Raw genomic sequence first — 14008 nt, forward strand, 5'->3', positions numbered from 1 at the left:
GTAAGGCAGAAGACGCGAAGGGCGGGCGAACTCGCAAGAGTTCGCCCGCCCTTGTGCCGTGCGTAACCTGCGCTGTCCGAGCTACCGTGCGTTACTTGGTGACGCCCGCGGCCTTGAGCGACTTCTCCCAGTCGGCGACCGTGCTCGGGTTCGTGATCTTCTTGTCGTTGATCTTGATGGTCGGCGTCGAGTCGACACCCTTGGCGTCGTCGAAGGTCTTGCTCATCTTCATCGCCCAGGCGTCGTACGTGCCCTTCTCGACGGCGGCCTGGAACTTCTTGTTGTCCTTGAGCGCGTCCACCGTGTCCGCCACCTTGATCAGGTAGCTGTCCTTGGAGAACTCGTCCTTCGTCTCCTCGGGGTGGTACTTCGTCGAGTACAGCGCGGTCTTGTAGTCCAGGAACGCGTCGGTGCTCACGTTCAGCGCGGCGCCGAGCGCGCTGAGCGCGTTCTTCGAGCCGTCGCCGCCGAGGTTGCCGTCGAGGAAGGTGCCGAGGGTGAAGGACAGCTTGTAGTCGCCGTCCGTCATGCCCTTGTTGACGGTCTCGCCGACGGTCTGCTCGAAGGAGGCGCAGGCCGGGCAGCGCGCGTCCTCGTAGAGGTGGACCGTGTTCTTGGTCTTGGAGTCGCCGACGACGATGCTCGTGCCGTTCGTGCCGCTGGTGTTGGCGGGGGCGACGACCTTCGCGTCGGCGGCCGCGTCCCACTTCGAGGGCTCGTTGTTCTGTACGACGGCGTAGCCGATGCCGCCGGCTATCGCGAGCACCGCGACGATCGAACCGGCGACGATGACCTGCCGCCTGACCTTGTCGCGCTTGGCCTGACGCTCGCGCTCGACGCGCAGCCGCTCACGGGCCGCCGACTTCGAGGCCTGGCTGTTCCGCTTGCTCATGATGGTGTTCTCCGTGGTGGTGACAGGTGAATGGGGACTGGCGTGCTCAGGCGAAAACGGCCGAGCACGGCGGTCCACGCCGTCCCAGGGAGTGCACGAAGAGACGCGTACGCGTGGCGGCGACCCGGCGCGTGGGGCGCGGCAGCCGGCGTACGGGAGTGCAGTGGACGGTCACCGCGGCGACCGCGGTCAGCAGGGGCCGGAACGTGGCGGCGGCCACCGCGTCCAGGAGCTGGGCCAGGGCCCGCTCGCCGCGCCGCAGCCAGGCGGCCGCGAGCAGACCCACGCCGATGTGCGCGCCGAGCAGCAGCCAGGCGGCGGCCGGATCGGCGTTCGCGAGCAGGGCCGCGGCGGGCTGGGTCTCGCCGCCGGTGACCCGCGCCAGCGGGGTGCCGACCTCGCCGCCGCACAGCATGTCGAAACCGACCGAGCGGAGCGGGCCCGCGACCGGGCCGCCCGCCCTGCCGTAACAGGCGTGCTGGCCGGCGGTGAACAGCGTGTCGGCGGCCAGCTCCAGCGGGATCAGCAGGGCGGCGATCCGCCCGAAGCCGCGCTCACGGCCCGCCAGCGCGTACGCGACGACAAAGACGGCACCCGCGATCACGGCCACGGTGGTCAGCGGCAGCGGGACCTGGGACAGCAGCACGTGCGACGCGGTGCTGAGCGTCACGACGAGTGCCGTGAACAGCGCCGCGCGCACGGCTCTGAGCTGGGTCCCGGATATGTCCATAGCGGAGGAGAGTGTCCCACGTACTCCTGTAAGAGGTCCCTAAAGGGTTCCTGTGCGTTGTGTGATGTCTACAGACCGGGAATCCGGCCGTTACGGAAAAGGTCCACGAAGATCTGGTGGTCGGTACGCGCCCGTGCGCCGTACTCATGCGCGAAGTCGACAAGGAGGTCGCCGAAGCTGTCCTCGTCGCCCGCGATCGCCGCGTCGATGGCGCGCTCGGTGGAGAACGGCACCAGCTCCGAGTGGCCGCTCTCGTCGTCCGCCGCCGCGTGCATGGTGGCGGTGGACCGGCCGAGGTCCGCGACGACCGCCGCGATCTCCTCCGGGTCGTCGATGTCGCCCCAGTCCAGGTCCACCGCGTACGGCGAGACCTCGGCGACGAGCTGGCCCGCGCCGTCCAGCTCGGTCCAGCCCAGCCACGGGTCGGCGTGTGCCTGGAGGGCGCGCTGGGAGATCACCGTGCGGTGGCCCTCGTGCTGGAAGTAGTCACGGATCGAGGAGTCCGTGATGTGCCGGGAGACGGCCGGGGTCTGGGCCTGCTTGATGTAGATCACCACATCGTTCTCCAGGGCGTCGGTGGCGCCCTCCAGAAGGATGTTGTACGAGGGCAGCCCCGCCGAGCCGATGCCGATGCCGCGGCGGCCCACGACGTCCTTCACCCGGTACGAGTCCGGGCGGGACAGGGACGCCTCCGGCAGCGTCTCCAGGTAGCCGTCGAAGGCCGCGAGGACCTTGTAGCGCGTGGCCGCGTCCAGCTCGATGGAGCCGCCGCCCGGCGCGAAGCGGCGCTCGAAGTCGCGGATCTCGGTCATCGATTCGAGCAGCCCGAAGCGGGTCAGCGAGCGGGCGTCACGCAGGGCGTCCAGGAGCGGGCCCTGCGCGGTGTCCAGCGTGAAGGGCGGCACCTCGTCGCTCTTTGCGCCCGTCGCGAGGGCGTGGATCCGCTCGCGGTAGGCGGCCGCGTACGTCCGGACGAGGTCGGTGATCTGCTCGTCGCTCAGCGCCTTCGCGTAGCCGATCAGGGCCACGGAGGCCGCGAGGCGCTTGAGGTCCCAGGTGAAGGGGCCGACGTACGCCTCGTCGAAGTCGTTCACGTTGAAGATCAGGCGCCCCTGGGCGTCCATGTACGTGCCGAAGTTCTCCGCGTGCAGGTCGCCGTGGATCCACACGCGCGAGGTGCGCTCGTCCAGGTACGGTCCACTCAGAATCCTCCCACCACCCCGCCCGGCGTTCTCCTGCTCCAGGTCGTGGTAGAAGAGGCCGGCCGTGCCGCGGTAGAAGGCGAACGCGGAGGCCGCCATCTTCCGGAACTTCACGCGGAACGCGGCCGGGTCGGCGGCCAGCAGTTCGCCGAAGGCGGTGTCGAATACGGCGAGGATCTGTTCGCCGCGTTGCTCGGCGCTGAGCTGCGGAACCGACATCGCTTGGTGCCTCCTGGTGCAAGGTGGTGCATGACAAATGGGACGGAATGTGCCGTCCGCCGGAGCGGATGCCTCCGTCATCTTCCAACGGACGAAGGTACGCGGGAGTGCCCGTTCTCCCCTCACGAAGGTACGGGGCAGACCGCTCCGAGTGTCAGTGCTCCGGCATAGACTTCGACGCTGTCCCCCGGACTGTGCGCAGCCTGTTGGGGAGCTCGTCGACGCCAGTTCTTCTTGGAGGCCGAAGCCGTGTCAAAACCGCCGTTCACGCACCTGCATGTCCACACCCAGTACTCGCTGCTGGACGGTGCCGCGCGGCTGAAGGACATGTTCGACGCGTGCAACGAGATGGGGATGTCCCATATCGCGATGTCGGACCACGGCAATCTGCATGGGGCGTACGACTTCTTCCATACGGCGAAGAAGGCGGGGGTGACGCCGATCATCGGCATCGAGGCGTACGTCGCCCCGGAGTCGCGGCGCAACAAGCGGAAGATCAAGTGGGGTCAGCCGCACCAGAAGCGTGACGACGTGTCCGGCTCGGGTGGTTACACCCACAAGACGATCTGGGCCGCCAACAGGACGGGCCTGCACAACCTGTTCAAGCTCTCCTCGGACGCGTACGCGGAGGGCTGGCTGCAGAAGTGGCCCCGGATGGACAAGGAGACGATCTCCCAGTGGTCCGAGGGGCTGATCGCCTCCACGGGGTGCCCCTCCGGTGAGTTGCAGACGCGGCTGCGTCTGGGCCAGTTCGACGAGGCGGTGAAGGCGGCTTCGGAGTACCAGGACATCTTCGGCAAGGACCGGTACTTCCTGGAGCTGATGGACCACGGCATCGAGATCGAGAGCCGGGTCCGTGACGACCTGCTGCGGGTCGGCAAGAAGCTGGGCATCCCGCCACTGGTGACGAACGACTCGCACTACACGTACGCGCACGAGGCGACCGCGCACGACGCGCTGCTCTGCATCCAGACCGGCAAGAACCTCTCCGACCCGGACCGCTTCCGCTTCGACGGCACCGGTTACTACCTGAAGTCGACGGACGAGATGTACGCCGTCGACTCCTCGGACGCCTGGCAGGAAGGGTGTGCGAACACCCTCCTGGTGGCCGAGCAGATCGACACGACGGGCATGTTCGAGGCGAAGAACCTCATGCCGAAGTTCGACATCCCCGACGGCTTCACCGAGGTCACCTGGTTCCAGGAGGAGGTGCGCCGCGGAATGGAGCGCCGCTTCCCCGCCGGCGTCCCCGACGACCGCCAGAAGCAGGCCGAGTACGAGATGGACGTCATCATCCAGATGGGGTTCCCGGGGTACTTCCTCGTCGTCGCCGACTTCATCATGTGGGCCAAGAAGCAGGGCATCGCGGTCGGCCCCGGGCGTGGCTCCGCGGCCGGTTCGATCGTGTCGTACGCCATGGGCATCACCGACCTCGACCCGATCCCGCACGGTCTGATCTTCGAGCGGTTCCTGAACCCCGAGCGCGTCTCCATGCCCGACGTCGACATCGACTTCGACGAGCGTCGGCGCGTCGAGGTGATCCGGTATGTGACGGAGAAGTACGGGGCCGACAAGGTCGCCATGATCGGCACGTACGGAAAGATCAAGGCGAAGAACGCGATTAAGGACTCGGCGCGTGTGCTGGGTTATCCGTACGCGATGGGTGACCGGCTCACCAAGGCCATGCCCGCCGACGTCCTCGGCAAGGGCATCGACCTGAACGGCATCACCGATCCCAAGCACCCGCGCTACGGCGAGGCCGGTGAGATCCGCGGGATGTACGAGAACGAGCCGGACGTGAAGAAGGTCATCGACACCGCGAAGGGCGTCGAGGGTCTGGTCCGGCAGATGGGTGTGCACGCGGCCGGCGTGATCATGTCCAGCGAGCCCATCGTCGACCACGCCCCGGTCTGGGTGCGGCACACCGACAACGTCACGATCACGCAGTGGGACTACCCGCAGTGCGAGTCGCTCGGCCTGCTCAAGATGGACTTCCTGGGCCTGCGCAACCTCACGATCATGGACGACGCCATCAAGATGGTGAAGGCCAACAAGGGCATCGACCTGGAGATGCTCGCCCTCCCGCTGGACGACCCCAAGACCTTCGAACTGCTCTGCCGCGGTGACACTCTGGGCGTCTTCCAGTTCGACGGCGGCCCGATGCGCTCGCTTCTCCGCCAGATGCAGCCCGACAACTTCGAGGACATCTCCGCCGTCTCGGCCCTCTACCGGCCGGGCCCGATGGGCATGAACTCGCACATCAACTACGCGGAGCGCAAGAACAAGCGCCAGGAGATCACGCCGATCCACAAGGAGCTGGAGGAGCCGCTCGAGGAGGTCCTCGCGGTCACCTACGGCCTGATCGTCTACCAGGAGCAGGTCCAGAAGGCCGCCCAGATCATCGCCGGGTACTCGCTCGGCGAGGCCGACATCCTGCGCCGCGTGATGGGCAAGAAGAAGCCCGAGGAACTGGCGAAGAACTTCGTCCTCTACCAGGCGGGCGCCCGGAAGAACGGCTACAGCGACGAGGCGATCCAGGCCCTGTGGGACGTGCTGGTCCCCTTCGCCGGTTACGCCTTCAACAAGGCCCACTCGGCCGCGTACGGACTGGTGTCGTACTGGACCGGTTATCTCAAGGCGAACTACCCGGCCGAGTACATGGCCGCGCTGCTCACCTCGGTCAAGGACGACAAGGACAAGTCGGCGGTCTACCTCAACGAGTGCCGGCGCATGAAGATCAAGGTGCTGCCGCCGAACGTCAACGAGTCCGAGCAGAACTTCGCCGCGCAGGGTGACGACGTGATCCTGTTCGGCCTCTCGGCCGTCCGCAACGTTGGTACGAACGTCGTGGAGTCGATCATCCGCAGCCGCAAGGCCAAGGGGAAGTACGGCTCGTTCCCCGACTATCTCGACAAGGTCGAGGCGGCCGCGTGCAACAAGCGCACCACGGAGTCGCTGATCAAGGCCGGCGCCTTCGACACGATGGGGCACACCCGCAAGGGCCTCACCGCGCACTTCGAGCCGATGATCGACAACGTGGTCGCGGTCAAGCGCAAGGAGGCCGAGGGCCAGTTCGACCTCTTCGGCGGGATGGGCGAGGACGACAGCAGCGAGCCCGGCTTCGGGCTCGACGTCGAGTTCACCACCGACGAGTGGGACAAGGCCTACCTGCTCGCCCAGGAGCGGGAGATGCTCGGCCTGTACGTCTCCGACCACCCGCTCTTCGGCCTGGAGCACGTGCTGTCCGACAAGGCCGACGCGGGCATCAACCAGCTCACCGGCGGCGAGCACGGGGACGGAGCGGTCGTCACCATCGGCGGGATCATTTCCGGCCTGCAGCGCAAGATGACCAAGCAGGGCAACGCCTGGGCCATCGCCACCGTCGAGGACCTGGCGGGGTCGATCGAGTGCATGTTCTTCCCGGCGACCTATCAGCTGGTGTCGACCCAACTGGTCGAGGACGCGGTGGTGTTCGTCAAGGGGCGTCTCGACAAGCGCGAGGACGTGCCCCGGCTCGTCGCGATGGAACTCCAGGTCCCGGACCTGTCGAACGCGGGCACCAACGCGCCCGTGATCCTCACCATCCCGGCGCTGAAGGTCACCCCGCCGATGATCAGCAGGCTCGGCGAGATCCTCAGCCACCACAAGGGCGAGAGCGAGGTGCGGATCAGGCTCCAGGGCCCGAGCAAGACCACGGTGCTGCGGCTCGACCGGCACCGGGTGAAGCCGGACCCCGCGCTCTTCGGTGACTTGAAAGTGCTGCTCGGGCCGTCCTGCCTGGCGGGCTGAACCAGCGGGCCGACGTGCGAGGCGGCCTGAACCGGTAGGCGAGGTACAAGAGGGGCGCATCCGTCGCGGATGCGCCCCTCGTCGTGTGCCTGGGCCTCAGCAGCCCTCAGAGCCCTCAACAGGCCTCAACAGGCCTGGCGCGGGCCTCAGTTGTGGCCGAAGCGCTTCTGATGCTTGCGGGCGACGTCGGCGGGGCTGCCCTGGGCCTGCGACATCGGCGACTGCTGCGCCTCCGCCGAGGACCGGTCCGCCTGCTCCTTCGCGCGCTCGGCCTGCGAGGAGCGGTCCTGCTGCCCGCCCTGCTTGCGGTTCTTGTTCTTGGCCATGGAGATCTGCCTCCTACGGGGGTTCTCGGGGCCAGGGCCGGGACCAGACTCACATAGCGCGACAACAATCGCATTTCGGAGAATTACCGTGCGTAATAAGCCCTGTCGGTGAGTGATCCGCCGATCCGCCACGCCGAAGATCGAGTTCCGGCCGTTAACCTCCGCAGGGTCGGGCAGACTCGAAGGAAGCCCGAAGCAAACCTCCCGGAAAGAGGGTGGATCGCGTGGACCGCTGCATTGTCCTGGTGGACGCCGGGTACCTGCTCGGGGCTGCTGCCAGTCTCCTCGCCGGGGATTCCTCCCGCTCCCGGATCACCGTCGACCACGCCGCCCTCATCCAGGGCCTGCGCGAGCGCGCCGAGTCCGACACGGAACGGCCCCTGTTGCGCATCTACTGGTTCGACGGCGCCCCCGACCGCGTACCGCAGCCCGAGCACCGCAGACTGCGGGTGATGCCGCGGGTCACGGTGCGCCTGGGCGCGCTGACCCGTAGCGACGGGCGCTGGGCGCAGAAGGGCGTGGACGCCGCCATGCACGCCGAGCTCACGGAGCTGGCGCGCAACCGGGCCTGCTCCGACGTCGTGCTCGTCACCGGGGACGGGGATCTGCTGCCCGGCATGATGGCCGCGAAGGAGCACGGGGTCGCCGTGCACCTGTGGGCCGTGCAGGCCGCCGACGGCGACTACAACCAGTCCGAGGATCTTGTCGCCGAGGCCGACGAGCGGCGGGTCCTCGACCGCATCTGGATCACCAAGGCCGTACAGGCCAAGGACCTCGGCGGGGTCTGCGCACCGCCGCCCGTGCCGCGGCCCGAGATCGCCGCGATCCTCTCCGCGCCGCTGCCCGAGTCCGCGCTGTCCTCCGCGGGGGAGCGGCCCTCGCGGGACGCCGGGCACGCGCCGCAGGCCGCGCCCAGTGAGAACGGCACGGAGGAGAGGGCGCCGGCCGCCAAGGGGGGCGTTCCGACGCCGAAGGACCTGGCCGCGTTGCGGGCGCCCGGGGCGCATGCGCATCCGCAGCCCGCCAACGCGACGCTTCGGTGGTCCTCCGACAAGGGGTGGGTCGACCGGCCCGGTACCGCCGCGGAGTCCGCGGAGGCCGCGCTGCTGCCCACGCTCGCGCAACTCACGTCGGCCGAGCAGCGGTGGGCCGATCGTGAGGAGGACATCACGACGGTGGGCGGGGACCCGTACGAGGTCGGACAGGTGTTCGCGCGGCGGTGGATGGGGCGGCTGTCGGACCAGGCCCAGCTGCCGAAGCTGTCGACGATGTATCCCCGGGTGCCGCATCGCATCGACGGGGAGCTGTTGCGGTACGCGGCGCGGTTCGGGCTGCTCGCCCACAAGGACGATCAGATCGACGAGCATGACCGGTACGCGATTCGGGCGGGCTTCTGGCGCGAGATCGATGTGCGGACCGCGGCCGAGCACGCTCCCGCGGGGGAGTAGGAGGTCGGCTCGGGTCGGCTTGCCGCTGACCTGAGGGGCGTGTGTTGTCCGTGAGGCTGCTCGCGCCGTTCCTCGCGCCCCTGACAGGGCCGATATCGGGCGTATGCCCGCCCCGGGCGTCGTCGGAGGGGCGGGACCCCGTACCCTCAGTCCTCGTGAGTACGCGCACCGCACAGGGAGTCCGGAACGGGCACGGCGGGGATGTCGTGTGCGCGGTGCGGGATCTGACGAAGACCTATCCGGCGGTGCGCGGGCGGCGCGGAGCACCCGGGACGCCCGAGGTGCGGGCCACCGACGGGGTGCGGCTCGACATCCGGCGAGGTGAGATCTTCGGGCTGCTCGGGCCGAACGGAGCGGGCAAGACCACCCTCGTACGGCAGCTGACGGGGCTGATGCGCCCCGATCGCGGCAGCGTCGAGATCCTCGGGCACGACATCGTGCGCCATCCCGAGCGGGCGGCGCGGATCCTGGCGTACCTGGGGCAGGAGTCCACCGCGCTCGACGAGCTGACCGTGTCGCTCGCCGCGGAGACCACCGGGCGGCTGCGCGGGCTCGACATACGCAGCGCCCGGGCCGAGCGGGACGCGGTCCTGGAGGAGCTGGGGCTCACCGCGCTCGCCGCGCGGCCCCTCAAGAAGCTGTCCGGCGGGCAGCGGCGGCTCGCCTGCTTCGCCACCACGCTCGTCGGCGCGCGGCCGTTCCTCGTCCTCGACGAGCCGACCACCGGCATGGACCCCGTCGCCCGCCGCGCCGTCTGGGGCGCCGTCGACCGGCGCCGGGTCGAGCACGCCACGACCGTCCTGCTGGTCACCCACAACGTCATCGAGGCGGAGACGGTCCTCGACCGCGTCGCCGTCCTCGACCGGGGCCGGGTCATCGCCTGCGACACCCCCTCCGGGCTGAAGGAACAGGTCGCCGGCGAGGTGCGCCTCGAACTCGTCTGGCGCGAGCGCGCGCCCCTCGACGTGCCCGAGGTCGCCGCCCTGCGCGACCGGGCCGTAGAGTCGGGCCGTCGCTGGTCGCTGCGGCTCGCCCCCGAGGAGGCCCGCGCGGCCGTGGCGGCCGTCACCGGCGGCGCCGCCTTCGCGGCCCTGGACGACTTCACGCTCGCCACGCCCAGCCTGGAGGACGTGTACCTGGCACTGGGCGGCAGCGCGGGAAACGTACGGGGGTTGGTCAAGGCATGAGCGTGCGGGCCTCCACAGCCGTACGGAACAGGTACAGGACGACAGCCGAAGCGAACAGGAGCCGCTCGACGTGAGTGTCGTACCCGCCGAGGTCCTGCCCGGCGCAGCCCGTGCGGACACCGACCGGGCCGTGGACGCCGAGGAAGGTGTCCGTGCCGTGGCCGGGCTCGGGCCGCGCGCGCGGCTGTGGCCGGCCCTGGCCGCCGTCTACCGGGCGCAGCTCTCCCGGGCCCGGGTGGCCCGGATCCCGCTGCTGTTCGTGGCGACCTTCCAGTCCGTCGGGATCATGGTCCTGATGCGCGGGGTCGTGGACGGCGGGGACGAGGCGCATGCCGTGGTGGCCGGCTCGTCGGTCCTCGTGGTCGCGTTCGTCGCGCTCAATCTGCTCGCCCAGTACTTCGGCCAGCTGCGCGCCAGCGGCGGCCTCGACCACTACGCGACGCTGCCCGTGCCGCCCGCCGCCGTCGTGCTCGGCGCGGCCGCCGCGTATGCCTCCTTCACCGTGCCAGGGACCCTCGTCACCGCCGTGGTCGGCTGCATGCTCTTCGGGCTGCCGTTCACCCACCTGTGGATCCTCATCGCCGTCGTCCCGCTCGCGGGCGCCGCGCTCGCCGGCCTCGGGGCGGCGCTCGGACTGCTCGCCCCGCGGCCCGAACTCGCCACGCTGCTCGGACAGTTGGGCATGTCCGCCGCGCTGCTGCTCGGGGTGCTGCCGCCGGACCGGCTGCCGATGGTCGTCCAGTACGCGCGTGACCTGCTGCCTTCCACGTACGGCGTCGAGGCCTTCGGGCTGACCTTCGGGGCGGATCCCGACTGGGGGGTCGTCCTGCTCGACCTCGCCGTGTGCGCGGGCGTCGGCGTCGCCTCGCTGGCCGTCGCGACCTGGGCCTACCGCCGGGCGGCCGTCCGGTGACGCGGCCGACAGGCGGGCCTGGCACGATGTCGGTGTGACCGCACCGCTGACTCCGCCTCCACAGCCGAACCACCAGCCTCCGCACCACGTCTGGCAGGCGCCGCCCCCCGGGTACGCGCCCGGTCATGAGGAGGACGGCCCCGGGATGAAGGCCGAACTGCGCGAGGCCGCCCTCATCACGGTCGCGACGGCGATCGGCGGCGTGCTGCTCGGACTGCTGTGGTGCTGGCTGGCGCCGCGGGTGCCGCTGGTCTCGGACGGCGCGGCGGTCTACCCCAAGGACATCGAGGGGGAGCAGGTCATCGGCGTGGACGGCACCTTCTCCCTGCTCGCGGTCGGCTTCGGCCTGGTCACCGCGGTGGTCGTCTTCCTGCTGCGGCGCCGTGGCGGCATCCCGCAGATCGTCGCGCTCACCGTCGGAGGCATCCTCGCCTCCCTGCTCGCCTGGCGCCTGGGGATCTGGCTCGGCCCCACCCAGGACGTGATCGCCCACGCCAAGGAGGCGGGCAAGGGCGTCACCTTCGACGCCCCCCTCGTCCTCAACGCCAAGGGCGCCCTGCTCGCCTGGTCCGTCTCGGCCCTCCTGGTCCACCTGGGCCTGACGGCTCTGTTCGCCCCGAGGGATCCGGACCCGTACGACCAGCCCCAGTTCCCTCCGCAGGCCTGACGGCCCCGGGCGACGAACGGTCCTACGCCGGCCGATGCCCGTGGTTGGAGCGACCCTTCTTGACCCGCCACTTCCGCTTACGCGTCTTCTTCGACATGTCCTCGGTACTTAACCGAGGACAGGCCGCCCGTGAAGGGGTCACGCACGCCCGACGGCGGCAACCACCGCATCCGTGAGCTTGGCGAGGTCCCCCGGAGCAAGCTCCACTTCGAGCCCCCGCCGCCCCGCCGACACACAGACGGTGGCGTGGGCGGTGGCCGACGCGTCCAGCACCGTACGCAGCCGCTTGCGCTGCCCGAGCGGTGAGATGCCCCCGCGCACGTACCCGCTGGAACGCTCCGCGGCGGCCGGATCGGCCATCGCGGCCCGCTTGCCGCCCACCGCCGAGGCCAGCGCCTTCAGGTCGAGCGAGCCGGCCACCGGCACGACGGCGACCGTGAGCTCCCCGTCGACGTCCGCGACCAGCGTCTTGAAGACCCGGTCGGGGGAGACGCCCATCGCCTCGGCCGCCTCCTCCCCGTACGAGGGGTGCGAGGGGTCGTGCTCGTAGGCGTGGACCGTGAACTCGACGCCCGCCGCGGTGAGCGCCACGGTCGCGGGCGTCCCTCCCGGCTGCTGCTGCTTCTTCGACTTCTTGGCCACGACCCGTGCCCTTCGCCCTTACTGGTCCGCTTGCCCTTGATGGTCCAGGTCAGTTGAGGCTCGTCGGGCCCCGCGTCAGCTCCGACGCGGGCAGCGACGGCAGGTTGCGGATGATCGCGGTCTCCGCCCGCAGCAGCGTCAGCTCCTCCCGGAGCCGGGACGCCGTGTCCGGGGCCGCGAGCAGCCGCTGCTTCGCCGGTACGTCGAGCATCGCCGCGGCGGCGACCAGGTACGAGACGACGGCCGGCTCGTCCGGAAGCTCGGCCCCGGTCGCCAGGGACCGCTCCCGGGCCCCCGCGAGCCGCTTCTGATACTGCCTGAAGGCCCGCAGTACCCCTTGAGCCAGCGCGCCGGCCTCGTCGCCGAGGTCTTCCTCCAGCTCCTCCAGTTCGGCCGTCAGAAAGGCACCGGAGGCGTCCACGGAGAGCAGCCGCACCCGGGTCGTACCGGTGGCCAGCACCTCGAAGCTGCCGTCGGCCCGTTCCCGGATGGTCGCCGCGTCCGCGACGCAGCCCACCTCGTGGAAGGCCTTCGCCGGGTCGTCGCCGAAGCCCGCCGCGGGCCCGCGCTGGGGTACGGCGGTCTGGTCCGGCATGCCGGGCGCGGTGGACGCGACCTCGTGGCCGTCGCGGATGGCGACGACGACGAACCGGCGCGGATCGTCCTCGGGGGTCTTCAGGAGCTCGCGCATCATCGCGCGATACCGCTCCTCGAAGACGTTCAGGGGCAGCACGAGCCCGGGGAACAGCACCGAGTTCAGGGGGAAGAGGGGGAGCCGGACGGTGGTCACGACGGGAAAGCCTAATGGTCACCGGAGCGCGCACGTCCGCCGTGCTCACTCCGTGGATACGGAAGATCCCCGTTGCGTAGTTTCAGAGGCATGCCCGAGGCCACCTCGATCCGTATTCCGTCGCGCAGTTCGAGGAACTGGCCGAGCGGGTCGTCCGAGACGCGGTCCCAGGGGAACGAGGTGGCGTACGGCCCGATCCGGTGCAGCTCCGCCAGCGCGTCCTGCCAGCGTTCCAGGCGGATCAGCACGTAGACGAGCAGGTTGCGGACCTCCGCGGGCCAGGGGTCGGCGGCCGCGTACTCCCCGGAGACGGCGATCGCGAGGTCGGCCGCCTTGTCGAGACGCGCACGCGGCACGGCCGCCCCGCCGCCCTCGGTCAGATACGCGAAGGCCGCGCGCACCGGCAGGGCCTGGACGAGGGAGCCGGGCAGTGCGTCCTGCGCGGCCCGCTCGGCGAAGTCGAAGCACTCGCGGTGCGAGCCGTACCAGGCCGCGGACAGGTACTGGAGGGCGGCCGCATGGCAGCCGTAGTGGTGTGGGGAGCGGCGTACGGCCTCTCCCCACAGCCGCTCGAACGCGGTGTGCGGGGTGTTCGTGCCCCGGGCGTGGTCGAGTGCGATGCGCCACGGCACCGGGTCGCGCGGGTCGCCCTCGGCGGCAGCGGTGATCAGCGGCGCTACCTGGCGCAGCAGCTCGGCGCGGGCAGGCGACTCCCAGCTCCGGCACACCGCGAGCTCGGCCTTGACCAGCAGTGCGTCCGGGTCGTGCGGGGCGTCGGAGCACCAGTCGTCGAACCACTCCGGCCGGGAGCGCGCGAAGGCGGCGAGCCGTGTCGCGTACCGGTCCCGGTTCTCCCACTCGGCGGCCTCCCGGGTGGTGGACATCAGCTTCGCCGCGGTCCCGTACTCGCCGCGGCCCGCGGCGACGAGCGCGGGTCCGAGCCGCTCGTCGGGCGCGTCGAGCAGTACCTCGTCGTCGGCGGGCAGGCCGGCGGCGAGGCGCGAAGTGTTCCGCGCCATCCGTGCCGTACGGAGGAGCGCGCGCAGCAGTGCCATGGTGGTGCCCATTGAAAACCCGCAGGTCGGACGGGTGCCAGGGGGTGCGCGGTGACGCTTTTGTAACCGTATTTTGGTTGCGTGCGGAATGGTCAAGGCCAGGTAAAAGGTGACTGTTGTTCATGTGTCCGACGGCTGTGCGCGACCA

At 70.1% G+C, this 14008-nt stretch carries 12 protein-coding genes; 5 read left to right on the forward strand and 7 right to left on the reverse strand.

Annotated features, from left to right (window positions below):
- Positions 1–91: 91 nt before the first annotated feature.
- The 3 genes from ACH4YP_RS31030 to ACH4YP_RS31040 form a co-directional block, all read right to left on the reverse strand.
- A complete protein-coding gene (locus ACH4YP_RS31030) occupies positions 92–892 on the reverse strand; it encodes a DsbA family protein (protein ID WP_398493924.1) in 801 nt (266 codons plus the stop codon).
- A 46-nt stretch (positions 893–938) separates the two neighbouring features.
- Positions 939–1622, reverse strand: a complete 684-nt coding sequence (locus ACH4YP_RS31035) for a hypothetical protein (RefSeq protein WP_361062714.1) — start codon at positions 1620–1622, stop codon at positions 939–941.
- Between the two features lie 68 nt (positions 1623–1690).
- Positions 1691–3043: a DUF2252 domain-containing protein gene (locus tag ACH4YP_RS31040; protein WP_361062711.1), complete on the reverse strand. Its 1353-nt coding sequence runs from the start codon at positions 3041–3043 to the stop codon at positions 1691–1693.
- A gap of 249 nt (positions 3044–3292) precedes the next feature.
- On the opposite strand from ACH4YP_RS31040, the gene dnaE reads away from it, so the two are divergent.
- Complete coding sequence (dnaE, locus tag ACH4YP_RS31045; RefSeq protein WP_398493927.1) at positions 3293–6832, forward strand: DNA polymerase III subunit alpha; 3540 nt, start codon at positions 3293–3295, stop codon at positions 6830–6832.
- A 146-nt stretch (positions 6833–6978) separates the two neighbouring features.
- Here the strand turns inward: dnaE and ACH4YP_RS31050 are convergent, their stop codons facing one another.
- The gene (locus ACH4YP_RS31050) at positions 6979–7158 is read right to left on the reverse strand and encodes a hypothetical protein (RefSeq protein ID WP_361062705.1); all 180 of its coding nucleotides are present in this window, start codon (positions 7156–7158) and stop codon (positions 6979–6981) included.
- A 224-nt stretch (positions 7159–7382) separates the two neighbouring features.
- Between ACH4YP_RS31050 and ACH4YP_RS31055 the strand changes: the two genes are divergently transcribed.
- From ACH4YP_RS31055 to ACH4YP_RS31070, 4 genes are all read left to right on the forward strand, one after another.
- The gene (locus ACH4YP_RS31055) at positions 7383–8606 is read left to right on the forward strand and encodes an NYN domain-containing protein (RefSeq protein ID WP_361062702.1); all 1224 of its coding nucleotides are present in this window, start codon (positions 7383–7385) and stop codon (positions 8604–8606) included.
- Between the two features lie 155 nt (positions 8607–8761).
- Positions 8762–9793, forward strand: coding sequence for an ABC transporter ATP-binding protein (locus ACH4YP_RS31060; protein ID WP_361062699.1), 1032 nt, complete (start codon positions 8762–8764; stop codon positions 9791–9793).
- A gap of 70 nt (positions 9794–9863) precedes the next feature.
- A complete protein-coding gene (locus ACH4YP_RS31065; protein WP_361062696.1) occupies positions 9864–10706 on the forward strand; it encodes an ABC transporter permease in 843 nt (280 codons plus the stop codon).
- A 34-nt stretch (positions 10707–10740) separates the two neighbouring features.
- A complete protein-coding gene (locus tag ACH4YP_RS31070) occupies positions 10741–11373 on the forward strand; it encodes an AAA family ATPase (RefSeq protein ID WP_398493930.1) in 633 nt (210 codons plus the stop codon).
- 138 nt (positions 11374–11511) lie between these two features.
- Here the strand turns inward: ACH4YP_RS31070 and ybaK are convergent, their stop codons facing one another.
- The 3 genes from ybaK to ACH4YP_RS31085 are packed head-to-tail and all read right to left on the reverse strand — an operon-like array spanning position 11512 to position 13872.
- Positions 11512–12015 (reverse strand): Cys-tRNA(Pro) deacylase, encoded by a 504-nt coding sequence (gene ybaK / locus ACH4YP_RS31075; protein WP_398493931.1) that lies wholly within the window; start codon positions 12013–12015, stop codon positions 11512–11514.
- A gap of 49 nt (positions 12016–12064) precedes the next feature.
- Entirely contained in the window at positions 12065–12805 is a 741-nt protein-coding gene (locus ACH4YP_RS31080; protein WP_361062689.1) for an LON peptidase substrate-binding domain-containing protein, read from the reverse strand.
- Positions 12806–12816: 11 nt separating this feature from the next.
- A complete protein-coding gene (locus ACH4YP_RS31085) occupies positions 12817–13872 on the reverse strand; it encodes a hypothetical protein (protein ID WP_398493933.1) in 1056 nt (351 codons plus the stop codon).
- Positions 13873–14008 lie beyond the last annotated feature (136 nt).

The sequence above is a fragment of the Streptomyces sp. NPDC020747 genome (genome assembly GCF_044334695.1).
Lineage (GTDB): Bacteria > Actinomycetota > Actinomycetes > Streptomycetales > Streptomycetaceae > Streptomyces.